Consider the following 22,219-nt stretch of genomic DNA (forward strand, 5'->3'; position numbering starts at 1 on the left):
TCTGACCAGTTCTTTTTCAACAATTCTCTGAAAACCTCTTGACAAAAGACTTACAGCCTTAACTTGTCACCAATGACAGGCAGGATAAATCCTGCAACGCCCTTTCATCCCCGGACTGAAGTCACGGGGTTTTCAGGGTATTCCTTATAACTAATGACTGCTGACTAATGACTGCTGACTAATGACTAATTTTGATTTTTCTGTTGCCCAAAATAAGCTTGAAACACCTCTTTTGCGATCGGGGCCGCAGCAACAGAACCGTAACCGCCATTTTCCACAACCACGGCGATCGCAATTTCCGGCTTGTCAGCAGGCCCGAAGGCCACATACAAAGAGTGATCCTGCTGTCCGATGACCTCCGAAGTCCCTGTTTTGCCCGCCGTCAGCGGAATCGAACCGTCATTCATCCCCTGTCCCGTACCCTCGGCAACCACCGCGATCAGTCCTTCCTTAATCACCTGAATCGTCGAAGGTTTCATTCCCGTCTTTACCCGTTGAGTCTGGGCTGTGCCGGTCATAGAAGTCAAAAGATGGGGCTTGACCCGATAGCCGCCGTTAGCGATCGAACTCACCATCACCGCCGCTTCCAAAGGAGTCACCAACACCAACCCCTGACCGATCGACATCGTTACCGTATCACCCGCATACCAAGGTTCTTTATACATTTTCTCCTTATCCTCCGGCGTCGGGATTTGACCGTGATCCCCGCCGCTTAGCCCCAAAAGATTCAAATCCGTATCCTTACCAATTCCCAAGCGGTGTCCCCACTTAGAAATTTGCTCCGGCCCCGTACTCATCCCCACTTGATAAAAAAACGTATTGCTGCTGAAAGCCAAGGCATCCCGAAAGCCTATGTAGCCGTAACCGCCGCTGTGTTCGTTAAAATCAATTCCCCCCACAGTAATGTAAGCCGAAGTACCGAGAATTGAGTCCGGCGAAAACTTGCCCGATTCCATGCCCGCGGCGGAAGTCACAATTTTAAAAGTGCTACCGGGGGGATAGCCTTGCATGGCCCGATTCAAAAATGAATTTTCCTGGTCTTGAAGAGTTGCCCAGTCATCCTTACTGATTTTTCGCGTAAACAGATTGGGGTCAAAAGTCGGGTGGCTGGCCATAACTAATACCCCACCGGTTTTCACGTCCAGGGCCACTACTGCCCCCCGGCGGTTCCCCAAGGCTTTTTCCGCTGCTTTTTGCATGGACAAGTCTATGGTTAGCTGCACCGCCTCGCCAGGTTTGGGCGGTGTCTCTCCCATCAGCCGCAATTCTTGATTTTGGGCATTTACCTCGATCAGCCGATCGCCCCAAACTCCCGCAATCTTCTTGTTAGAACTCGCTTCTATGCCCATCTGACCGACAATCATCCCCATCGGATATTGCGGGTGAGCTTTCAAGTCTTCTGCGGTAGCTTCGCCAATATATCCGAGAACGTGAGCCGCCAAACTGCCTTCGGGATAGTAGCGGTTCGCTTCTGGCCGCACTTCCACTCCCCGCATTTGTCCCACCTGTTCTGCTAGCGGCACAAACACCTCCGGCGGCATCGCTTGCTTGATCCGCACCGGTCTGTAGGATAGAGGATCGACCTGTTTTAATTTTTGTAAAATTTCTTGGGCCGGGATTTTAATCAGCGGACTCAACTTTTCTGCTGTCGCTTTCCACTCTTCCGGCGTTTGTTCTTTCGGCCACAAATATACCGATCGAGCTAAATTGTTTGCCGCTAGCAGCTTGCCTTTGCGATCGATAATGTGTCCGCGAGTCGCCGGCATTGGCACTAGGCGAACGCGATTGTTTTCGGCTCGTTCCCGGTTTTGCTTCCCTTGTACCAGTTGCAATTCCACCAGCCGACTAGCGTGCAGGCCCAGCAAACCGGTTGCCACTAGCATTAACACGAGGGCCCGGTGTATCGGACGCGACTGTTTTTTAGGAGTTTCCCCTAGGGTTTTGTCAGAAGAGTGAAATCCAGAGAGCGAAGAAATTTGTCGTTGCATCATTCTATAAGTAGATATCAAATCCTAGATTTTAGATTCCCGATAGTCAATTGTGAAGTATACATCATCCGACCGGCGGCGATCGGGCATTGACCGTTGGGGAAGGGGAACGCTCGATCGCGGGCTTTTGACTAATAACTAATAAGTAACTACACAAAATTAATTACAGAAAGACTCCTTGCTAGGTAAGGCTTTCACGCGAAATGTCGTGTAATTAATTCGGAACTACTACTTAACTCATGGATGACTAATCCCCCAAGCACCAAGAAATAGCAAGCAAAACCAAGGTCAGGCTCAGCCAATTAGGGAAGTGGAGCCAGCCCGATAGATCCATAGGTAACAATACCAAAACCTGTGTCAATAGGGAACCGATCGCCAACAGCAAGGCAAGAAGTATCAAATCGATCATCTAGACAGCGTATAATTTCGGATACGAGCCGACCGCGTGTGGCAGAACTCGGAGTGGCACGAGCGATCGCGATCGCACAGGTATTGTCCTGATAGAAATAAGGAACAGAAGCCACAAGGCTTTGAACTAATTTTCAAAAAATTATTCTTCCTCCAGAGAGCAGATTCTTGGGGCTGCGATGGGTAAATTCTGAGTTGTGATTTTAAGTTGTGACAGAGAAGTATTGCCATGTTGTTTAATCCGCGAGCCTATTTCAAAAACGGTGCGCTCTTGGCTGCGATCGCGGCGATCGCAGCCCTACCAGTTTTAGCAGAAACAGCCAATTTCGGCACCTTAACTTTATCGCCAGGTTTTGGAGCCCCAACAGCAGTTTTGAGAGGTTCCACAGGCGGCTCGTACTCTCTATCTGCCATTGCCAACGCCGATCGGCACAAAAACAAATGTTTGGGTTTTGCCACTCCAACTCCCGACCACATCATAGTCTTGCAGCAAAAGTTTTCAAAACTCACAATCAAAGTCAACAGCGGAGGCAAGGACACAACCTTACTCGTAAAAGGCCCCGGTAATACGGTGCGCTGCGGAGACGATGCAGGACAGAATAAAGATGCTGGCATTGTTGATTCAGACTGGCAAGCAGGCTCTTACAGGATTTGGGTCGGTACTCTCGAACCCGGAGTCAAGTCTAACTATACGATCTCACTACAGGAATAAGCTGCCCCCCGTCTCCCCCTCTCCCAATCTCCCACTCCCCCACTCTCCCCCACTCTCCCCCCCAATCTCCCGATCGGTCGCTCACTTCCCCCATCCAGTAAAATGTAAAATTGAAAGTGGCGTGTTTAACCAAAATTGGTAAATCCGAAAGTGCTAAAGACCCTTAGAGCTGACTTCAGTATAATTTTCGATCGCGACCCTGCCGCTCGCAACTGGCTGGAAGTTTTATTTTGTTACCCCGGTCTTCAGGCCCTAGTGCTGCACCGCCTCGCACACTGGCTTTACGTGCTGGGACTTCCCTTCATCCCCCGCTTGATTTCCCACATTGCTCGCTTTTTGACCGGAATTGAAATTCACCCAGGGGCAACGATCGGCAAAAGCGTATTCATCGACCACGGAATGGGGGTTGTAATCGGCGAAACAGCGATTATCGGCGATTTTGCCCTAATTTACCAAGGTGTCACCCTCGGCGGCACAGGCAAAGAAAGCGGCAAACGTCACCCTACCGTCGGCGAAAATGTAGTTGTCGGTGCCGGCGCCAAGGTACTCGGCAATCTGCTAATTGGCAACAACGTTCGCATCGGCGCCGGTTCCGTCGTCCTCAGAGACGTACCATCTGACTGCACGGTGGTAGGGATTCCCGGCCGCATAGTCTACCGGTCGGGAGTGCGCGTCAATCCCCTAGAACACGGCTGCTTGCCGGATTCGGAAGCTGTGGTAATTCGCTCTTTGCTCGATCGCATCGAGTCCCTCGAACAGCAAGTAAAAAGTTTAGTCAACCAACCATCTGTCTCCTTAACTTCTGTTTCCAATTCCCACAATTTCCACTCAGTATCAGAAGCTTTAAACCAAGCCAGCAATGTAGCCTTAGCCGAAAAAACACAGCTAGTTACAACCCCTAGCTGCAAGTTAAAAGATAAAGCAATTCAAGAATTTTTCAACGGCAGCGGCATCTAAAATTTGAATTAGTCATTGGGCATTGGGCATTGGGCATTGGGCATTGGGCATTGGTCATTGGGCATTGGGCATTGGGCATTGGAACTGACAACAAATAACCAATGACTACTGACTACTGACTACTGACTACTGACTACTGACTGCTGACTTCTTTTTCACGGATTGACCGATCGCACAAACCAATTTCCCTCCCCGTCGCGCCCGTAAAGCGATCGGTTCTGCGGTTCCCCCCGCAACTCCAAAAAATCCACCGTTTCCGGTTCCAACAACAGCAAGCAAAAATTAGGCAGCGGCTCGATCGCATCTGGGGAAGCAGAATCAAAAGCACCAGCCTCCGCTTTGTCTTCCCCCGGATTCGGCCAAGCAAACTGCGATCTAGCCGCCTCAGAAAGCTCCTGCCAAGCTGTGCGGCGCGATGAGCGCAACTCTGCCTCTGAATAATCGGCCCCTACCAAAACTAGCTTTCCAGCAATCCGAAATTGTTCGCGAGTTTTGGGAAAATACCAGCAAATTTCCCCCCAAGGATAGAGGTTAATTTCCTCTGCCTTTTGACTGCGAATATCTGTAATAAACTTTAAATGGTTGGCGTCTGCTAAAAAGCCTCTAAACACCACAGTGCGGTTGGCCGGACGCCCGTCCGCCCGAACAGTTGCCAATTGCAAGTAGCGGGAAAAAGCAAGACTGCGGTTGCGGTGGAGGGCGCGAGCTAAGGGCGATCGCCAAAGTGCTAAACACATAATTAATCTTCTATCATATTAGTCAGTAGTCATTAGTCATTAGTCATTAGTCATTAGTCATTAGTCATTAGTCATTAGTCATTGAAAATTGGGAATTGGGAAAAAGGAAAAAGGAAAAAAGGGAATTGGGGATTGGGTAAGGTGCACGCTGAGCAACCTACTACTGACTGCTGACTGCTGACTGCTGACTAATGACTCTTCTTTCTGCTATTGGTAATTTTATGTCAAATTCACTCTCAAAACTCAAAACTATTGAAACTCCCCACAGTGGCTACCACTGGGACGGCAGTTCCCGGCGCTTTTTTGAAGGCTGGTACTATCGAATAACATTACCGATTCACGGACAATCCTTTGCATTCATGTATTCCATCGAAGACCCCAGAGGCGGTCAACCTTACAGCGGCGGTGCAGCTCAAATTCTCGGCCCGAAAGATAGCTATTTGTGCCGCACATTCCCCGATGTAAATAAGTTTTGGGCACACCGAGAAAGCTTGGGTTTCGGACATTGGGGGAAAACAGATTTACAAATTAAACCAGAATATTTAGAGCCTCAAGTATTCGACAGCCGCGTCGAAGAAGGCTATCAAGCTACTGCTACTTTGAATCAAGGTTATCTGCACGATCCGGGAAGCGGCAGCCGCTGTTTTTGGCAGTACGAAATCAAACCTGTTTACGGCTGGGGAAACTCCGATCGACTCCAGAAATCCACGGCGGGAATGCTATCTTTTCTGCCCGTATTTGAACCCGGATGGCAAATTTTAATGGCTCACGGTTTAGCCACAGGCTGGATCGATTGGAACGGCGAACGCTATGAATTTAAAGATGCTCCCGCTTACAGCGAAAAAAACTGGGGCGGTGCTTTTCCGCAAAAGTGGTTTTGGATTAATTGCAATTGTTTTCAAGGCGAAAGCGATTTAGCTTTAACTGCTGGCGGCGGCAAGCGGAGCGTGCTGTGGTGGATGGAATCGGTGGCAATGATTTGTCTGCATTACAGAGGCAAATTTTACGAATTTGTGCCTTGGAATTCGCAAGTTAGTTGGAATATTGAACCTTGGGGAAGCTGGAAAATGCAGGCTAAAAATAGTCAGTTTGAAGTTGAGTTGATTGGGACTGCGAAGACTTCTGGTACTTATGTACGAACTCCTACCGAAAAAGGCATGGCTTTTTGCTGCCGGGATACGACGCACGGCGAATTGCGCTTGCAACTGCGAGAATTGTTGGGGGGAAATGTTGAAAAAAATGGCAAGCAGCGTTCTCGAATTATCTTAGAGGCTCAAAGTTCTTTATCAGGTTTGGAAGTTGGGGGCGGGCCTTGGGATGAAACTTGGCGATCGAATTAAGTGATTAGTCAGTTAACAGTAGTCAGAACACTTTGAGATTAAGTAGCGACAAACAATCGATCGAACTTTCGGGCCTTCTACAAACTTTTCAAGTAGACTCTAGCGGAGCCATTGTCAGTCCAGCACGGCTCAACTGCATATGATAAAGTTCTGCTTGCTCTTGCGGGCCTACCCAGACGGTGGCTTGGCCTTCATTGTGGATTTGGTTGGCAAGTTTCCAAGCTCGATCGCTCGTCATTCCTGGAATGTATTTCGTCAAACATTCCACAACGTGCTGAAATGTATTGAAATCGTCGTTGAGGACTATTACCCGATAGTTGGGATAAGGTTTGCGGGTAACTTGACTCGATCGAACGGGTGCTATGGTTGGTGAAGAGGTCATCGCGCGAACAGCCACTGAAACTACAAAATTCGTAAAAGAGTTACCGATCGCACTATAACACAATTTCAGAAATTTTTAACCGCTACTTGGCAGTTCTATCTCCTTCGGGGCATATTTTTACCCCTGAGTCCTGCGTTGCACCGCGCCCGTCAATCGATTTTAGATTTGAGATTTGAGATTTTAGATTGACCCCACGGATAAATTCGGGGGCTTGAGGATTTTTGATTTTTGATTTTTGATTTTTGATTGATTCCACGGATAAATCCGGGGCTTGTACCATCAAGAAATTCTCGGTCAAACTCAAGTGAATACTCATCTCAAAAAAGACTTTAGCCCTCACTGCGAACCTATGAAGTTTGTAGTGAGGACTAAAGTCCTCAAACTCAGATACTACTAAGCCGCAGCCAAATTTTTGGCCGCAAACTCCCAGTTAGCCAAATTATCCAAGAAATTAGCAATGTAGTCGGGACGGCGGTTTTGGAAATCCAAATAGTAAGCGTGTTCCCACACATCCAAAGTCAGCAACGGGATTTGGCCGTGTGCTACCGGGGTGTCGGCGTTGGCAGTTTTGGTAACTTTCAAAGTGCCGTTGTCTAAAACCAGCCAAGCCCAGCCGCTACCGAACTGAGTTGTCGCAGCAGTCTTGAATTCTTCTTTGAATTTGTCGAAGCTGCCGAAGTCGGCATTGATTTTCTCAGCTAAAGCTCCTGTCGGAGCGCCGCCGCCATTTGGTGCAAGGGAATTCCAAAAGAAATTGTGGTTCCAAACTTGACCTGCATTGTTAAAAATGCCTGCTTTGGATGGGTCTTTAGCAGATTCCTTGACAATTTCTTCGAGGGATTTGCTGGCTAGTTCAGTGCCTTCAATCAGTTTGTTGAGGTTGGTCACGTAAGCAGCGTGGTGCTTGTCGTGATGGAACGAAAACGTGTTTGCCGACATATGATCTGACTCTAGCGCGTCAGCGGGGAAGGGTAATGGTGCGAGTTCAAATGCCATTGTGTTCAATCCTCTCTGGATGACTTTTGGTTTTTGGGTTAACTTTCCGGCTTTTGTACGATCGAAGCCGAGAGTCGCTAGCTTGAGTTTATCAAGCTGCGGTAAATAATTCTTTACAATTTTCATATTTTATAGCAATTGCAGCATTTTAGGATTTTGACCTTCATCAGCCAGGGTACAAGCCCCCGGATTCATCCGTGCAGAAATAAAAAATATAGTATCCGATAACCAGCCCCCGGATTCATCCGTGAGGTCGCTTTCTTCAATTATCCCATTCTTCAATCTAAAATCTAAAATCTAAAATCTAAAATCGATTAACTTCTGCTTTTCACCAGTCAAATCTACTAATAGCAGGTCTGAATTAGCACAAACTTTGGCAAAATGTCAACCCACCTGCGCGGTAAATAAAAGTTTGTGGGAAATTGTCAACAGAGGGAAGTTTTATGATGGCTATAAATAAATTAAACCAGTTTTTTGTCAAAGATAAGCTAACTTTAACTTAAGCTGTAAGCAAGTCAAACATATTGCAGGAGCCATCTATGCAAAACCGTTCAAATAACCAGATTAATCACCCCCCCCAATGGTTGAATCTGAAACTAATAGTCAGCGCTCTCGAAACAGTTCAAGACTTAATTGTAATTTCTTTGTGTATCGGTTTGTTCTGTTTCATGGTGATCGAACTGCGAGAAATGTTTTTCTCGCTGCTGCCTCCTTTGAATTTTCAGCAAGTGACGGCAGACATTCTATTTTTATTAGTTTTGGTGGAATTATTTCGGTTGCTAATTATTTACTTGCAGGAGCAGCGCGTTTCGATAGGCGTGGCTGTGGAAGTTTGTATAGTATCTGTTTTGCGAGAAGTTATCGTGCGGGGAGTGCTGGAAACTCCCTGGGTTCAAATATTATCAACAGGCGCATTTTTGCTAGTTTTGGGAGTGTTGTTGGTAGTCCGAGTTTGGTTGCCGCCAACCTTCGAGGGAATTGACCCGGAACGCCGCCTTGCTAACAGAAATAGAAAATTTTTCGAGCCGGAATCTTCTTCCGAACCTGTTGCAATCAATAGCCAGTTTAATTCTCATTGAGTAGGGCGGGACAGGCGATTTTAAATTTTAGATTTACTCTTATATTGCTTGTCACGTTACCAGTCATCATTTCCCGTAAAACTGAGATGTTGAATCATTGTCAAGAACGGGCAAGATGCCCGTTCCACAAAGAGTAGATTTTCTCGTAGGGTTGGCAGGAGAACCCACCCAAAAAAGGATTATTGAGAATGGTGCAAGATGTGAGGTCAAATCAACTTGATAACGGTTGCAGTGAAGCCTAAAATCCTCTGAAAATTCAGAGGAATGTAGTCTTAACTACAAAGACAAGCTTCATCAATCATTCCCAATTATTCAAATCTAAAATCTAAAATCTAAAATCTAAAATGGTATTACCTGTCAACTGTCAACTGTCAACTGTCAACTGTCAACTGTCAACTGAACCGTTAGCCTGCAATTCTCCCAAACGAGCCAAAACTTCTTTCGAGTGAATCGCCGGATTAATCTTGACAAAAGTTTCCCGCAAAACGCCTTCAGGGTCAATAATAAAACTGTGCCGCGCCGAGATAAAACTCATCCAAGAACCGTAAGCTTTACTGACTTTCCCATCGGTATCGGCTAACAGCGGAAATTTCAAACCTTCCGAATCGCAAAATTCCGCGTGGGAGTTGACATCATCAGCGCTAATGCCGATAATTTGAGTATTCTTTGCCAAGTATTTCGGCAAGTCTTGCTGAAATCGACGCGCTTCGATCGTACAACCCGATGTAAAGTCTTTCGGATAGAAATAGACTACCAGCCACTTACCGCGAAAATCGGACAGGGAAACTTGTCCGTCGCCGCTGTTTGTCGGCAAACTAAAATCCGGTGCGGCTTCATTCACTGCCGGAAGCTTGCCGCCGAGGGCAAATGCAGGTGCGGCAAAATTGAAACTCAGAAAGACTAGACAAATTGCCAATAAAGTGCTACAAAACTTGCGACGGGATATCATAAAAATAGAAGTAGAACTGTACTTAACACAAGTTTACTGTTTTCTGATTAAATAGGTAGGGGCAATTCGCGGATTGCTTCTAAAACCCAAATATCACTCACTCCAATAGCAATTTACCCATGAGCGCTGCACTCCCGTTAACAGGCAAAGTTACAGTAGTCCAGGTAATTAACGGTCAACCCGTTACGATCGAAGTAGACGGCACTAATGCCCCGATTACTGGGGGAAATTTTGTTGACTTAGTTGAACGCGACACTTACGACGGGGTGATGTTTCACCGAGTTGTGCGCCAGCCAGATCCTTTTGTGGTGCAAGGAGGCGATCCGCGCAGCAAAGATACTACAATTCCAGCAAGTCAATTGGGAACGGGGAGTTTTATTGACCCGGATACCAATCAGGCGCGTTTTATTCCTTTGGAAATTAAGCCGCAAGGGGCCGCGCAACCTGTTTACAACCAAGTTGTCACCCAGACGCCGCAGTTGCAGCACACTCGCGGGGCTGTAGCAATGGCTCGTTCTACAGCTTTGGATTCGGCTTCTTCGCAGTTTTATTTTGCTTTGGATGCTTTGCCGTTTTTGGATGGCAATTATGCTGTTTTTGGCAACGTTACTCAAGGTTTTGATACGGTTAACGCGGTGCAGCAGGGCGATCGCATTTCTAGCGCCAAAGTCGTTCAAGGAATCGTCCCCAGTCGGGTTTCCAGCATCATTAGCGATGCTACTTTGCTGAACAATTTTGTTAATAATACTAATCTCGTAAATCTGCCTTTGCGATCGCTCAGATTGCAAAACACCACCAACAACTATCAAGTCACTTCCCAAGACTCTCAACAAAATCCCAGCGGTGTACTGGGAGGTTCAGGAGGCGATCGCATCGTCGGTTCCCCAACTAATGATGCCATTAACGGCAGCCAAGGCAATGATACCCTCGCGGGGGAAGTCGGCGACGACTTTTTGCGAGGCGGCAAAGGTAACGACTCCATTAGCGGCGGTGTTGGGAACGATATTCTGATTGGCAATTTCGGCGACGATATTCTCAACGGCGAGGCTGGTAACGACTTTTTGCGAGGCGGTCAAGGGGATGATATCTTAATTGGTGGTGATGGCGATGATATTTTGATTGGAGATACAGGCAACAATACTCTCACAGGAGGTAGCGGTGCAGATACTTTTGTTTTGCTCGGAGTAGATCCTGCTTCTCTTCCTTTCATTATCCTGCTCCCGACAAGTCATACAATAGTTGATTTTAGACCGCAGGAAGGCGATCGCATTGCTTTGACAGGAAATTTATCCGATACTACATTCACTCAATCTGGAAGCAATACTGTAATTAACTTGGCAGGGGCTTCTACTGTTGTGCAAAATGCTACTGTCGCCTCTGTTCAAAATGCAGTTTTTGCAATTCCTTTATCTACGATTCCTCGTCCTAACGATCTACCAACTGGGGATGCAGCCTTGAGAATTGGCTAACTTTAACTATAGGTGTAGGGTGCTTGTGGCGCACCTTACAAATTCCCCAATTTCCAATTCTCAATTTCCCAAATAAACTAATACCATAGCTTTCTAATTTTAGAAACCGCATCTCGATAATAATCCATTCTCCCCTGCTGCTTAAAAAGCCCTGCCGCCTTCTGAAGATCCTCAAATGCTCCCTGAACCTCTCTCAATTTATATCTAGTAACTCCTCGTTTGAAGTAAGCTTTAGCAAAATCGGGATCGAGACGAATTGCTGACTCAAAATCAGCTAATGCTGCCAGGGAATTTTCCATTTGCAGGCGGATTGCGCCTCGGTTAAAGTAAGCTTGAGCTAAATTGGGGTTGAGCAGCAGTGCGGAGTTGTAATCCGCGATCGCCGCAGTATAATCTTTTAAACGAGTCAGCATAAACGCGCGATTGGTGTAATACTTGGCTCGGTAAGGATTGAGTTCGATAGCGGTAGTTAAATCTTCAACGGCAGGCTCTTTGTAGCCTAATTTGTAGCGGGCCATACCTCGATCGTTGTAAGCTGACGCGAAGTGCGGATTAATCTTAATTGTGGCAGTAAAATTTTTAATTGCACCGTGCCAGTCTTGTTTTTCGAGATTTTTTAAACCCAGAGTGTAAAACTTTTTGGTACTAACTTTTAAATTTGCCTTTTGTCGGGATTCAGCTTGCTCGCCCCCAAATACTTGGCCTGCAATATTAGCGAATCCCAAAGATTCGATCGACTGAACAATAGTGGTGACAACTAATTGGCTCGGGAGAATGGGGATAGTAGGCATGAGAGGGCAAATGTTTAACTGTATGCTCTAATTTTCCTCGATATTTAAGCTACTGGCAGTGATATCCGTGCTCTCAGAAACGTGATAAGTTTGATAAGAATTGGTGATGCTTGGGGCTTGACTTGTGTGAGGGGAGTTGGCCTTAGTCAGTGATGCCGATCGCAATTAGGGAGAATTGCGTCTAGAACCCCCTAAATCTCGGATTTTCAGGCTGGCTGGGCGGTTCCTTTCTTTCTATGTTCAGAAGTTCCTACCTGGATTGTTTGGAGGGATGCCCCTACAGTGTCGATCGCAACTGCCCGCCGCAAGTATTAATTTGTAGCGATATTCGATCGGGATTTGCCGATCGAACACGGGCGACCATCTTATACCCGGTTTTTACGAAAAATATTAGTTTGGCAGCTAGGCATTTGTGAAGCAACCGGCTTTCTAGCTCAAAGCGCGTCTAAGACTGTCTCAGTTAAGTTTGTGCCTGCGCCAACCCCCGATTCACATTTAACTAATATTTTTGAGTAAGATTGCTGACGAAAGTTGCAGATTATTTGCTATGCTTTGATGATACGTCAATAATTTATGGCGCAAATTAGTGTCAATGAAAAAAGTTATGAGGTTGAAAACTTTCTTCGTCGCAGTGTGGGCGATCGTCCTGTTCGCTCTCTACTTAACTCCTCCTGTGATGGCCGCGAATGCGGAGGATTTGAGTCAGCTATTAAAAGATAATTGGTGCGTCAGCTTTTTGTGGAAGCAGTGCGATTTGAGCGCTGTCGATTTGCGGGGAGCTAATCTCCAAGAAGCCAACTTGAGCGGCGCAAATTTGTCCGGCGCCAACTTGTCGGGTGCTAATTTAAAAGATGCTGACTTTTCTGACGCAGACCTCAGCGGCGCTAATTTAGCAAATGCTGATATTTTGGGAACCAATCTAAGTCGTGCAAATTTGACGGAAGCTAATTTGAACGGCACGAAATTGTGGGATGCTAATCTGACTTTGGCAAATCTCCGTCGCGCCAATTTACAAGATGCTAATTTGTTAGATTCTCGACTTTGGGGAAGCAATCTCACCGAAGCTAATTTAACTGATGCGACGCTGCACGGTGCGGACTTGCAATATGCTAATTTGGCAGACACTAATTTGACAGGTGCTGACTTGCACAGCTTCTTTTTCCGAGGTTCCAAACAAGTCACAAATTTGAGCAATGCTAATTTAGAAGGCGCTAATTTAACGGGAGCTAATTTCAGAGGCGCGGTGCTTGCAGGGGCAATAATGCCGGACGGCTCTATTAATGAAGAAATTGGCTTTAATTTAAAGTAAAGTCAATCTGAATAATGTCAGTAACAGCCTTCCCGGCCTGTTTCAGAATGTATGAGTTTTCTGGTGGAATAAAGCCAAAAACCCGTTGCCAACAGCTTGTTGAGCATGGTGTCAAGATATCAATTCAAACCAGGGTGCGATCGACCTTTCAACTCCCAACCTGTCAATTTTACTAAAATATCTCTCAAATCTCAAACCGAACCGGCGTGCATCTGTTACAATTTGAAATAGAGCCTGAACTCACCTGCCTAGAGATACAAGCCCCCGACTTAAGTCATGAAAATAAAAAAATTAGATATTTAGTTTAAGCTCCCACATTCATCTTTAGAGTCAATTCTTTAATCTAAAATCGACTGTGGAGTCAAATCTAAAATCTAAAATCTAAAATCTAAAATCTAAAATCGACCGATGGAAACCCTGCAAACCCAACTTTACGAACTCGCACAATTTGCTAATAATTTGGTAAACACTCAACTGACAAACCTGAGTTTTGTCAGCGTCGGGGTCATTTTTATGGCGGGGTTGCTAACGAGCTTAACGCCCTGTATGCTTTCAATGTTGCCGATCACGATCGGCTACATCGGCGGATACGAAGCAAAAAGCCGCCTGCAAGCAGCAGCCCAGTCGGCGTGGTTTTCCCTGGGATTGGCTACCACCCTTGCGGGTTTGGGCATTGTAGCATCATTTGCAGGACAAGTTTACGGTAAAATTGGCTTGGGTTTGCCGATCGTTGTCAGCATTATCGCTATTTTAATGGGGCTGAATTTACTCGAAGCTTTACCCTTGCAAATGCCGTCTTTCGACGCTGTAGGGTGGGTGCCGAAAGATTTGCCGGCCGGTGTGCGATCGTACTTATTGGGATTAACTTTTGGTTTAGTAGCGTCTCCGTGCAGCACGCCAGTTTTAGCTACACTCTTAGCTTGGGTTTCCAAAACCGGAGATACAGTTTTAGGTGGTGTGTTGCTGCTGTTTTACGCTGCTGGCTACGTCGCTCCGCTGATTCTAGCAGGTACTTTTACCGCCAGCATTAAAAAGTTGTTAGAATTGCGTAGGTGGTCGAGTTGGATTACGCCAGTCAGTGGCGTTTTATTAGTAGGATTTGGCGTTTTCTCGCTGCTTTCTCGCATACTTCCCGCGTAAGTTTAGTAGTAAGAACTTCAGTCTTTATTTAAAGATATAGCAATCTCTACTGAATGCGTGAATTAAGTTTTTCTTAACGAACCGCGAAGACGCGAAGAACACGAAGGAAGGAAGAAAGAAAGAAAGAAAGAAAGAAAGAAAGAAAGAAAGAAAGAAAGAAAGAAAGAAAAGAGAAAGAAGTCAAAATTGATTGAGACTTTTTCAATAAAAATAATAATATTTAGTTCATCTTTTGTTTTCCCCTCCTTTTTCTTTCTTCTCCCTTGTGCCATCCGTTACATCCGTTACAAAATCCGTTGCCGAACTTCCTTCCATCCATTACATCTGTTACAAAATCCGTTCTCGAACTTCCTTCATAATTACCCATGACATCAAAAGAAGTATTTCTATCTAAACTATCCGACTGGGCGACTGCGCCTCAAAGGTTTTTCAAGCGAGAAGTCTTGCCGGTGCTCGCAGATTTGCGGCTGGCAATTATCTTGCTGCTGACGATCGCACTTTTCAGCATTTCCGGCACCGTCATCGAACAAGGCCAATCCGTAGAGTTTTACCAATCCAACTATCCAGAACACCCAGCCCTTTTCGGTTTCTTAACTTGGAAAGTTGTGATCATTGCAGGACTAGACCACGTTTACCGCACTTGGTGGTTTTTGTCAATCCTAATTTTGTTCGGCAGCAGCTTGACAGCTTGTACATTTACCAGACAATTTCCCGCATTAAAATCCGCCCGCCGCTGGAAATTTTATGAAGAACCGAAGCAGTTTGAAAAATTAGCTCTCAGTGCGGAATTAGAAACAGTTGCTTTAAGTTCGTTAGAACCACTTTTGCAGCAAAAAAACTACCGCATATTTCGAGAAGGCGAAAAAGTTTATGCTCGCAAAGGCATAATTGGCAAAATTGGGCCGATTATTGTTCACGCCAGTATGCTAATTATTTTAGCTGGGTCGATGTGGGGCGCGATGACGGGATTTCTCGGTCAAGAAATGGTTCCCAGCGGCGAAACATTTCAGGTGCAGAATATCATGGATGCAGGGCCTTGGGCCCGGCCGCAAATACCGAAGGATTGGTCGATGCGAGTTAATCGGTTCTGGATCGATTATAGTCCGAGCGGTGCGATCGACCAATTTTACTCTGACTTATCAGTTTTGGACAAAACAGGCCAAGAGGTCGATCGTAAAACCATTCACGTTAACCAGCCTCTAAGATACCGGGGAGTCACTTTTTATCAAGCAGATTGGGCAATAGCCGCCGTGCGAGTTCGCCTCAACAAAAGCCCGGTTTTGCAACTGCCAATGGCTCAGTTAGACACCCAAGGTAAAGGTCGAATTTGGGGTGCTTGGATTCCGACAAAACCAGATTTGAGTGCGGGAGTTTCTCTGCTAGCAAAAGACTTGCAAGGCACCATGTTAGTGTACGGTACGGATGGTAAATTGTTAACTACAGTTCGCGCCGGCACCGCAGTTGAAGTTAACGGAGTGATGCTGGCAATTGACGAAGTTGTAGGCAGTACGGGATTGCAAATTAAAGCCGATCCGGGAATTCCGATCGTTTATACTGGCTTCGGGTTGCTAATGCTCAGCGTGCTGATGAGCTATCTGTCTCACTCGCAGATTTGGGCTTTGGAAAAAAACGGCAAACTATACGTCGGCGGACGCACAAATCGCGCTCAGGTGACTTTTGAAAGAGAAGTTGTGGAGATTTTGGACAAGTTGGCCGAATCGAAAACAGCCGAGGAAAAAAGTGCGATTACCGAGACTTCTCTAGCTAATCAAAACTAATGATATGGTGGGCATTGCCCACCTTACAAATTATGCTACTGAGAAAGGCTATATAGTGAAATTATGACACACCGATCGCCGAGGCGTAGCTTTGTGTTATGCATCCTACAAGGCTAATTTATTTTTTCCAACTCGAAATCGAATTTCTGTAACTCTTTATGATAATCCCTCAAATACATTTGCACTAAGTTTTTTCTCGCTGCTTTGTCCCAACTTTTTAAGCCACGATCGGAAAATGGTAAAACAAGGTTATGGGTAATTGCTGCCAAGTTTTGAAATTGCTGACTCAGATCTCTACATTCTATAGGTGCTGAACCTATATCAGTTGCCTCAAAATAAAGTTTTGTGACTTTTGACTCAAAATTTGACATCAAACTCATGTATCTTGCCTCATCTATTTCTCCTGAGTTATATTGATTGATTCCATTTTCGATCTGAGTGACTATCTCCATAATTGGCTCTGCAAGTTTCATCATTAAATCTAAGAATTTTTCCTTCGGTAACTCATACAATCTGCTTATCCTAGATCTTTCTTGACAGTCTTCATTCCATTTTACAACTATATCTCCATCAATTGTTTCTCCATCTAGCTGTATGGGGGCAAATTCAGGAGATAAATTTTTACTAATCCATTGAGTCATGCAAATCCAATTTGCTCTGTTGTGGTAATCTTCTGGCGACAAATACAAATAAAGCCAAATTACGTGAGCTTCTTTGTTTTGCCATCGTTTTTCAAGTTGTTTGTTTTTATAATATTCTCTGTTTTTTAATCTATTAGTAACGTCTTTGATGACTTGAATAATATCATCCTTCGTGAATTCTCGGTTCAAAAGTATCTTCGCAGAATATCTTTTTGCCTGAAAATGACTCACATCTTGTAAAGATAATTCCGTATATTCACGGGCAGAAATTATTTTTTGGCTCAACTTTTTGAGTTGTTCGAGAGCATGAGAGTTGACTTGTCGATCCAGCGGTATTAATAATTTCCACTTTTTTTCAGTTCTTTCAACAGTATTATTGTTGACAGCTTGCCAATAGGCAGTATTCTCACTGTCTTTATACAAGACAACAATCACAGGTAGAGAGTGATTTTGCCAATATTCTAAATGCTCATTATTGCCGCGAAAAATGATATTTTTCCCCTTCTTTTCTTTAAACCAGCTATCTCCTGATTTGATTTGCAAGGCAATTAACTTTCCAGTTGCCTGACCATTTTCAATAAATTCAACATGGGCATCGATCCCATAATCTTCTATCGGTTGTTCGCGAAAAATACAGCCTAATCTTTCAAAAATTAGTTGTGTGCCAGCTATACCAATTCTTCCAGTTCTAGAGCTTGGATGAGATTGCATTGTTCTAACTTTAAATCGCTTCTACAAGACTTATTTTAGCCCGCTCGGATGATATGGTGGGCAAGTGACACGCTCTAGCTCAACTTAATTCTCTCAAAGCTAACGCTGCCCACCCTACGATAGCGAACAAAAAACGCGGTTTCTGTGAGTGAGGTTAAAAATTCTAATTTGATTGGGCTATACCTGCTACTTCTGATGCCGCACCTCAATCACCGTGTGGACGTTGCCCCTCGGCGAAAAATCGCCCTTCACCGTCGCTTCCAGCGGCGAACAAGCTGCGACAAAATCGTCTAAAATTTGATTGATCGATTCTTCGTGAGAAATGTAGCGATCGCGATAACTGTTAATATACAGTTTCAGCGCCTTTAACTCCACCACCCGTTCGTCCGGCACGTAAGTAACGTGAATTGTCGCAAAATCGGGATAGCCAGAAAACGGACACTTGCAAGTAAACTCCGGTAAAGTAATGTTAACGAAGTAGCGCCGCCCGACTCGCGGATTCGGGAAAGTAATTAACTCCCCTTCCAAAATCTGGCGTTCGCCGTATTTCATTTCCTCGGTAGTTGACTTTTGCGACATACTTTGTTCTGTTGAGTAGTTGTTCATAGCGATCGACTGAAAACTTCTAACATTTAATTAAATTGACCATTAATATCTTTAACAAATATTTTGACGAATTGTGTGGCGATCGATCTAATTGCAAATACTCTCAAGCTAAACTTAAAAAAGTTCACCCTCGCCATCTACAATTATGCAAAATACTACCTTATCTGACAATACATCCCCTGAAAACTCAAATAGTTACTCTCCATCGGTACCGATTTCCCTTTATCGAGAAGTCACGGCAGAATTGCAAGCCGCCCAAGCGATGCTCGACTCGCTCAAAACCCACAACCAGCAATTAGTCCAACAAAATCAACAACTGCGGCGAGAAGTAGAAACAGTAGTTCAAGTATCCCAACAGCTACAGCAAGTAGTCAACTCGGCTCAGAGCGTCACCCAGACAGGGATACCTCAAATGCCTTCTGTCAAATTCAATTTCAGCGCTGAACCTGGCCCAAAAGCACCTGCAACTTCGCAGACTAACTCCAACGTACCTCCAGCAACCCCCGCCCTTCAGACAGTGGCTTTCCCCTTCCCCCTACCGGAAGCGGAGCCAACAGCCCTCCCGATGCCCGAGACACTTCCGGTAAAATTATTTACAGAAATACCCGAAACTCCTTACCGCGTGCGCTCTCAACCCAAAAAAAACTCAGACTTAAGCGGATTGTGGTTGGCGATCGCGATTTTTCTGATTGTGATTGCCGCCTTCGGTGCAGGTTATTTAGTGGTTCGCCCTTTATTGAAGGGGAAGTAAATTGCAACAAGAATCCCACGGCCCGAGCCGTGGGATTTTAAACAAAACCTAGCATAAAATGTTCAAAGTTACGCTAATTGGCCATCATCCTCTGGCGGCACTCGTTTCTGCTAAACGAGGTGCATACTGCTCTTCACAAGCAGAACCTACGATGCCCACCCCGGGCTCGAAACCGCGCGTAAACTCAGTGAGTTTTACCTGTTTAGCTTCCAAAGCTGTCTGTAGCACCTTCATGGCCTTGTGAGGGTCGCCGGCTCCGCAGAAAAATAAGTCTGCGGCAAAATAACCGTGTTCAGGCCAAGTATGGATTGCTATATGAGACTCTGCCAAAGTAGCAGTAGCCGTCACTCCGTGAGGACTAAACTGGTGTACGCACAAATCGATGAGAGTAGCTCCTCCGGCTTCGATCGCATCGAGTATGGCGCGGCGGATACGTTCAGGATCGTTGAGCAGGTCTCCAGGAGACTGCCAAGCATCAGCGACCAGATGGGTTCCCAATTGTTTCATTCTGCGGGGTTTTACCTCTAACTCATAATGTCTCAAACCTTTTGACGATAGCATGGTGTCCAGAAATTTTCAAGTATATTTCCCAAAAAAAACAAAAATAGCGGCAAGTGCGATCGCACCGGGGTTTTTTTGAGCGCTTTGGCCCTGGCCGAGTTCCGGTTAAGTTCGATAGGAGTTCGATAAGCCCGATCGATAATTTACTGCCAAAATCCGCTTTCGGTAAAATGCGATCGAAGCCCAACTTCCTTAATTGGATCGTGGCGATGGAGAGGCTAGAAACCCGGAAGGGCCGGCACTCTTGGCACGGCCCCTACAGAAACCGGGTTTCTCGGTGTTCGGTTTTTTGAGGTTGAGCCACTTAAATTATGGCTAATCAACTCATCAATCCCGGCTGTGAGTAGCTCCATTCGGCAAAATCGCCCCGCTCAAAGCCGCTTCATTCAAATTAGCAACATTCAAGCTCGCCCCAATCAAATTAGCCTCCGACAAATTAGTTCCTGTCAAATTCGCCCCTGTCAGAGAACTCAGCAGCAAACCCGCTCCCGACAAATTGGCGTGACTCAAATTCGCCCCCCGCAAATCCGCTTCCAGCAAGCTAGCACCTGACAAATTCGCACCGCTCAAATTAGCTCCCCGCAAAGAAGCTTTGTTCAAATTCGCAGCCCTCAAATCAGCATTGTGCAGAATCAAACCATTCAAATTGGCTTTACTCAAATTAGCTCGACTCAAGTCAGCACCGCTCAAATTAGAGCCATTTAGATTAGCCGATTGCAAGTCAGCACCGCTCAAGTCAGCACCGCTCAAATTAGCAGCGCAAATAGAAGCCTCCCGCAGACTTGCTTCGCTCAAAGAAGCTCCAACCAAATTGACACCGCTGAGATTTCCGCGATTGAGATAAGCTCGAGTTAGAGTTGCTCCGCTCATGTTAGCGCCGTTCAAATCTACCTCGCTGAGAATCGCTCTAGTCAGATTTGCTCTGCTTAAATCAACCCCGCTCATAATTGCTCGGCTCAGCGTCGCCCCGCTCAAATTCGCCTCAGTTAGTTTCGAGCCGCTTAGCATACAAGCTCCTACTAAACTCGCTCCAGTCAGAACAGCTTTGCTCAAGTCAGCCTGAGACAATATTGCTCCGCTGAGATTGGCTCCGCTAAAATCTGCTCCGATCGCCACAGTTCCAGTTAAACTAGAGCTGCCGAGGTTAGCTTCAATTAATTTCGCCTTAGATAAATTAGCCCCGCTCAAGTCTGCGCCGTTTAAATTAGCTCCAATTAGTTTGCTTCTAATTAAGTTTGCGCCTTTCAAATTAGCGCTGCTCAAATTTGTTCGACTGAGATTAGCTTCACTCAAATGAGCTGCAATGAGGTTGGTTCCTCGAAAATCTCGTTCCCCGTTTCTATGTCTAGTTAAAAGTTCATCGGCACTTAAAATCTCAGTGAAATTCATAAAAAAAGTTGAGTGAGTTTCCTTAATTTCTCGATGTTCTCTGTTGTCTGAAAGTTTGTACTATCGTGTTTGCCAGTCAGTTTTTTCAACCAATACTGCCACAGTAACAAGTGTCAAAACTGCTTGATTCCTAGCATCACCTGCTAACCTAGTTATAACTTACGAAAAGAAACCGGGTTCTGGTAAAATCTGAGGTTGGCCAGCGCGGAAGTCATGAATAAACCGAGTTTCTCGCCGCGTGTAAGTCCTGTAAGTGTTATTTTGCCAGTAATTAGTTGGCGGTTGATGTTAGTTGTTAATTGTTAGTTGTATTTATACTAACTGCTAATCACTAACTATTAACTGCTAACCATTTACCAAAATACCGAGAAGTTGTCGATCGATCTTGTCAAGGTCGATCGAATATTTGGGGTATTGCTGGCGGCATCCGCGCCGCATTCTGACCCGAAAAATTGCCGATACAGGCGATCGAATTTATTAGTGCAATCAAGAAACAAGATATCGGAGCTTCAACCCCTAATGCCTTCTACATAAGTGCCTTCTACCTTCGAGTAACCCGGACAGCAGCGTCAGGCAAGCTCAGCTAGTGTCACCTCCCCCCACTGTGCTCCGTGCCAGTGAAATCCCACAGGAAGGCTGTTTTCCTCGCAGTGCTGAGCGAGTCGCAGGCGAAGCAAGCAATACGCTGCCAGTAGCCTGAGATTTCGCGAAAAAATGCGTCGCGAGCCATTGTGCTCCCGCGCTGCTGTGCTTGCTGTCAATCTTTACTCGATCCATGAGCGCTTGCGGTTCTAATTAACAGAACACCCGACACCAGACGCGCTCCCGGACATAAAAGCTGTTCCTGGGCTTCTCAAATGCTTCGCTGAGGCATTCCCAGAAAAACTGTATTTCTGTAGCAGGTCTTGCCAACGGCAATTGGGCTGCTACAGCCAACCAATGACCAGCCTAAGTCTTGCGGGAAGGCGACGACAATATTATTATTCTAATAGTTGCCGACCACCGCAGGCCGTACTCGGCGCGCGGGACGTGCTACTTCACCTGTATAAGTTAATGAAACTAGCTGTCCCATAATTAAAGATAGTCGCTCTTTGACTAACCGAGCAATATCTGCTGTAATTTATGTTATCAAATTTGATAATACTGCGGGGTTTGCAATCGAGCAGTAGTGAGTGTTACAGACTTAAAAACCGCAGCGTTTTTTTGGGATGTAAAAATTAAGGAAGCCGATCGAGCCGCCGACGCAAAGCCCAGCTCGCCAATCAAAATTAAACTTTTGACAGGTCGCTTTTTTTTAAGTTTCCAGAACAAAACAAAAGCCGGCTTTCCGAGAAAAAGCCGACTTTTGAGATAATTTTATGGGCAAGTCGCGCAAGACGCCTCGCTCGCCCGTGTTGGTTTCATCGCCCGGAACAATCCGAGTGCGCGAGTGCGACTACCCGCCGGAAGTAGAAACAATACCCAAACAAACTCTGAATTAGTGAACTACCAGACTAGAAATGCTCCGCATACAGCACTGGCTTCC

At 45.7% G+C, this 22,219-nt stretch carries 22 protein-coding genes; 10 read left to right on the forward strand and 12 right to left on the reverse strand.

Annotated elements, in window-relative coordinates:
- Nucleotides 1–185: 185 nt before the first annotated feature.
- On the reverse strand, nt 186–1,991 hold the full coding sequence (mrdA, locus tag QUB70_RS19285; RefSeq protein ID WP_332982794.1) for a penicillin-binding protein 2: 1,806 nt from the start codon (nt 1,989–1,991) through the stop codon (nt 186–188).
- Nucleotides 1,992–2,290: 299 nt separating this feature from the next.
- Entirely contained in the window at nt 2,291–2,512 is a 222-nt protein-coding gene (locus QUB70_RS19290; protein WP_332982796.1) for a hypothetical protein, read from the reverse strand.
- A gap of 113 nt (nt 2,513–2,625) precedes the next feature.
- On the opposite strand from QUB70_RS19290, the gene QUB70_RS19295 reads away from it, so the two are divergent.
- Nucleotides 2,626–3,108, forward strand: coding sequence for a hypothetical protein (locus QUB70_RS19295; RefSeq protein WP_332982797.1), 483 nt, complete (start codon nt 2,626–2,628; stop codon nt 3,106–3,108).
- Between the two features lie 150 nt (nt 3,109–3,258).
- Nucleotides 3,259–4,065, forward strand: coding sequence for a serine O-acetyltransferase (cysE, locus tag QUB70_RS19300; protein ID WP_332982798.1), 807 nt, complete (start codon nt 3,259–3,261; stop codon nt 4,063–4,065).
- Between the two features lie 155 nt (nt 4,066–4,220).
- Here the strand turns inward: cysE and QUB70_RS19305 are convergent, their stop codons facing one another.
- Nucleotides 4,221–4,802 carry an Npun_F5749 family FMN-dependent PPOX-type flavoprotein gene (locus QUB70_RS19305; protein ID WP_332982799.1) on the reverse strand — a complete coding sequence of 194 codons (582 nt, stop codon included), beginning with the start codon at nt 4,800–4,802 and terminating at the stop codon, nt 4,221–4,223.
- Between the two features lie 221 nt (nt 4,803–5,023).
- On the opposite strand from QUB70_RS19305, the gene QUB70_RS19310 reads away from it, so the two are divergent.
- Nucleotides 5,024–6,142, forward strand: coding sequence for a tocopherol cyclase family protein (locus tag QUB70_RS19310; protein ID WP_332982800.1), 1,119 nt, complete (start codon nt 5,024–5,026; stop codon nt 6,140–6,142).
- 88 nt (nt 6,143–6,230) lie between these two features.
- Here the strand turns inward: QUB70_RS19310 and clpS are convergent, their stop codons facing one another.
- The 3 genes from clpS to QUB70_RS19325 all read right to left on the reverse strand — a co-directional run bounded on the left by clpS (nt 6,231) and on the right by QUB70_RS19325 (nt 7,802).
- A complete protein-coding gene (clpS, locus tag QUB70_RS19315; protein WP_332982802.1) occupies nt 6,231–6,524 on the reverse strand; it encodes an ATP-dependent Clp protease adapter ClpS in 294 nt (97 codons plus the stop codon).
- A gap of 393 nt (nt 6,525–6,917) precedes the next feature.
- Nucleotides 6,918–7,520, reverse strand: coding sequence for a superoxide dismutase (locus QUB70_RS19320; RefSeq protein WP_332982840.1), 603 nt, complete (start codon nt 7,518–7,520; stop codon nt 6,918–6,920).
- Between the two features lie 129 nt (nt 7,521–7,649).
- Nucleotides 7,650–7,802, reverse strand: coding sequence for a hypothetical protein (locus QUB70_RS19325; RefSeq protein WP_332982803.1), 153 nt, complete (start codon nt 7,800–7,802; stop codon nt 7,650–7,652).
- A gap of 257 nt (nt 7,803–8,059) precedes the next feature.
- On the opposite strand from QUB70_RS19325, the gene QUB70_RS19330 reads away from it, so the two are divergent.
- Nucleotides 8,060–8,599, forward strand: coding sequence for a phosphate-starvation-inducible PsiE family protein (locus tag QUB70_RS19330; RefSeq protein WP_332982804.1), 540 nt, complete (start codon nt 8,060–8,062; stop codon nt 8,597–8,599).
- Between the two features lie 385 nt (nt 8,600–8,984).
- Here QUB70_RS19330 and QUB70_RS19335 read toward each other — a convergent pair whose 3' ends face one another.
- A complete protein-coding gene (locus QUB70_RS19335; RefSeq protein ID WP_332982806.1) occupies nt 8,985–9,548 on the reverse strand; it encodes a peroxiredoxin in 564 nt (187 codons plus the stop codon).
- A gap of 119 nt (nt 9,549–9,667) precedes the next feature.
- On the opposite strand from QUB70_RS19335, the gene QUB70_RS19340 reads away from it, so the two are divergent.
- A complete protein-coding gene (locus tag QUB70_RS19340) occupies nt 9,668–11,017 on the forward strand; it encodes a peptidylprolyl isomerase (protein ID WP_332982807.1) in 1,350 nt (449 codons plus the stop codon).
- A gap of 77 nt (nt 11,018–11,094) precedes the next feature.
- On the opposite strand, the gene QUB70_RS19345 is transcribed toward QUB70_RS19340, so the two are convergent.
- The gene (locus tag QUB70_RS19345) at nt 11,095–11,808 is read right to left on the reverse strand and encodes a tetratricopeptide repeat protein (RefSeq protein ID WP_332982808.1); all 714 of its coding nucleotides are present in this window, start codon (nt 11,806–11,808) and stop codon (nt 11,095–11,097) included.
- 592 nt (nt 11,809–12,400) lie between these two features.
- Between QUB70_RS19345 and QUB70_RS19350 the strand changes: the two genes are divergently transcribed.
- The 3 genes from QUB70_RS19350 to QUB70_RS19360 all read left to right on the forward strand — a co-directional run bounded on the left by QUB70_RS19350 (nt 12,401) and on the right by QUB70_RS19360 (nt 16,035).
- A complete protein-coding gene (locus QUB70_RS19350; RefSeq protein WP_332982811.1) occupies nt 12,401–13,117 on the forward strand; it encodes a pentapeptide repeat-containing protein in 717 nt (238 codons plus the stop codon).
- Between the two features lie 408 nt (nt 13,118–13,525).
- Nucleotides 13,526–14,257 (forward strand): cytochrome c biogenesis protein CcdA, encoded by a 732-nt coding sequence (locus tag QUB70_RS19355; protein ID WP_332982813.1) that lies wholly within the window; start codon nt 13,526–13,528, stop codon nt 14,255–14,257.
- Between the two features lie 365 nt (nt 14,258–14,622).
- Complete coding sequence (locus QUB70_RS19360) at nt 14,623–16,035, forward strand: cytochrome c biogenesis protein (protein ID WP_332982814.1); 1,413 nt, start codon at nt 14,623–14,625, stop codon at nt 16,033–16,035.
- Nucleotides 16,036–16,148: 113 nt separating this feature from the next.
- Here the strand turns inward: QUB70_RS19360 and QUB70_RS19365 are convergent, their stop codons facing one another.
- A complete protein-coding gene (locus tag QUB70_RS19365; RefSeq protein WP_332982815.1) occupies nt 16,149–17,387 on the reverse strand; it encodes a DUF4365 domain-containing protein in 1,239 nt (412 codons plus the stop codon).
- Nucleotides 17,388–17,573: 186 nt separating this feature from the next.
- On the reverse strand, nt 17,574–17,993 hold the full coding sequence (queF, locus tag QUB70_RS19370) for a preQ(1) synthase (protein WP_332982817.1): 420 nt from the start codon (nt 17,991–17,993) through the stop codon (nt 17,574–17,576).
- A 145-nt stretch (nt 17,994–18,138) separates the two neighbouring features.
- Here queF and QUB70_RS19375 point away from each other — a divergent pair, with 145 nt between their 5' ends.
- Nucleotides 18,139–18,744: a hypothetical protein gene (locus QUB70_RS19375; RefSeq protein ID WP_332982818.1), complete on the forward strand. Its 606-nt coding sequence runs from the start codon at nt 18,139–18,141 to the stop codon at nt 18,742–18,744.
- Nucleotides 18,745–18,828: 84 nt separating this feature from the next.
- On the opposite strand, the gene speD is transcribed toward QUB70_RS19375, so the two are convergent.
- A complete protein-coding gene (gene speD, locus QUB70_RS19380; protein ID WP_332982819.1) occupies nt 18,829–19,251 on the reverse strand; it encodes an adenosylmethionine decarboxylase in 423 nt (140 codons plus the stop codon).
- A gap of 381 nt (nt 19,252–19,632) precedes the next feature.
- On the reverse strand, nt 19,633–20,694 hold the full coding sequence (locus tag QUB70_RS19385; RefSeq protein ID WP_332982820.1) for a pentapeptide repeat-containing protein: 1,062 nt from the start codon (nt 20,692–20,694) through the stop codon (nt 19,633–19,635).
- 1,358 nt (nt 20,695–22,052) lie between these two features.
- On the opposite strand from QUB70_RS19385, the gene QUB70_RS19390 reads away from it, so the two are divergent.
- Nucleotides 22,053–22,175: a hypothetical protein gene (locus QUB70_RS19390; protein ID WP_332982821.1), complete on the forward strand. Its 123-nt coding sequence runs from the start codon at nt 22,053–22,055 to the stop codon at nt 22,173–22,175.
- Nucleotides 22,176–22,219: the final 44 nt, after the last annotated feature.

Origin of the sequence: Microcoleus sp. A003_D6, assembly GCF_036702825.1 — a bacterium.
GTDB lineage: Bacteria > Cyanobacteriota > Cyanobacteriia > Cyanobacteriales > Microcoleaceae > Microcoleus.

What these genes read in the sequence shown, in the direction of transcription:
- mrdA (WP_332982794.1), bottom strand. Translation starts at nt 1,991, where the DNA reads ATGATGCAACGACAAATTTCTTCGCTCTCTGGATTTCACTCTTCTGAC.
- QUB70_RS19295 (WP_332982797.1), top strand. Translation starts at nt 2,626, where the DNA reads ATGTTGTTTAATCCGCGAGCCTATTTCAAAAACGGTGCGCTCTTGGCT.
- QUB70_RS19305 (WP_332982799.1), bottom strand. Translation starts at nt 4,802, where the DNA reads ATGTGTTTAGCACTTTGGCGATCGCCCTTAGCTCGCGCCCTCCACCGC.
- QUB70_RS19310 (WP_332982800.1), top strand. Translation starts at nt 5,024, where the DNA reads ATGTCAAATTCACTCTCAAAACTCAAAACTATTGAAACTCCCCACAGT.
- clpS (WP_332982802.1), bottom strand. Translation starts at nt 6,524, where the DNA reads ATGACCTCTTCACCAACCATAGCACCCGTTCGATCGAGTCAAGTTACC.
- QUB70_RS19320 (WP_332982840.1), bottom strand. Translation starts at nt 7,520, where the DNA reads ATGGCATTTGAACTCGCACCATTACCCTTCCCCGCTGACGCGCTAGAG.
- QUB70_RS19330 (WP_332982804.1), top strand. Translation starts at nt 8,060, where the DNA reads ATGCAAAACCGTTCAAATAACCAGATTAATCACCCCCCCCAATGGTTG.
- QUB70_RS19335 (WP_332982806.1), bottom strand. Translation starts at nt 9,548, where the DNA reads ATGATATCCCGTCGCAAGTTTTGTAGCACTTTATTGGCAATTTGTCTA.
- QUB70_RS19340 (WP_332982807.1), top strand. Translation starts at nt 9,668, where the DNA reads ATGAGCGCTGCACTCCCGTTAACAGGCAAAGTTACAGTAGTCCAGGTA.
- QUB70_RS19345 (WP_332982808.1), bottom strand. Translation starts at nt 11,808, where the DNA reads ATGCCTACTATCCCCATTCTCCCGAGCCAATTAGTTGTCACCACTATT.
- QUB70_RS19350 (WP_332982811.1), top strand. Translation starts at nt 12,401, where the DNA reads ATGAAAAAAGTTATGAGGTTGAAAACTTTCTTCGTCGCAGTGTGGGCG.
- QUB70_RS19355 (WP_332982813.1), top strand. Translation starts at nt 13,526, where the DNA reads ATGGAAACCCTGCAAACCCAACTTTACGAACTCGCACAATTTGCTAAT.
- QUB70_RS19360 (WP_332982814.1), top strand. Translation starts at nt 14,623, where the DNA reads ATGACATCAAAAGAAGTATTTCTATCTAAACTATCCGACTGGGCGACT.
- QUB70_RS19365 (WP_332982815.1), bottom strand. Translation starts at nt 17,387, where the DNA reads ATGCAATCTCATCCAAGCTCTAGAACTGGAAGAATTGGTATAGCTGGC.
- queF (WP_332982817.1), bottom strand. Translation starts at nt 17,993, where the DNA reads ATGAACAACTACTCAACAGAACAAAGTATGTCGCAAAAGTCAACTACC.
- QUB70_RS19375 (WP_332982818.1), top strand. Translation starts at nt 18,139, where the DNA reads ATGCAAAATACTACCTTATCTGACAATACATCCCCTGAAAACTCAAAT.
- speD (WP_332982819.1), bottom strand. Translation starts at nt 19,251, where the DNA reads ATGAAACAATTGGGAACCCATCTGGTCGCTGATGCTTGGCAGTCTCCT.
- QUB70_RS19385 (WP_332982820.1), bottom strand. Translation starts at nt 20,694, where the DNA reads ATGAATTTCACTGAGATTTTAAGTGCCGATGAACTTTTAACTAGACAT.
- QUB70_RS19390 (WP_332982821.1), top strand. Translation starts at nt 22,053, where the DNA reads ATGGGCAAGTCGCGCAAGACGCCTCGCTCGCCCGTGTTGGTTTCATCG.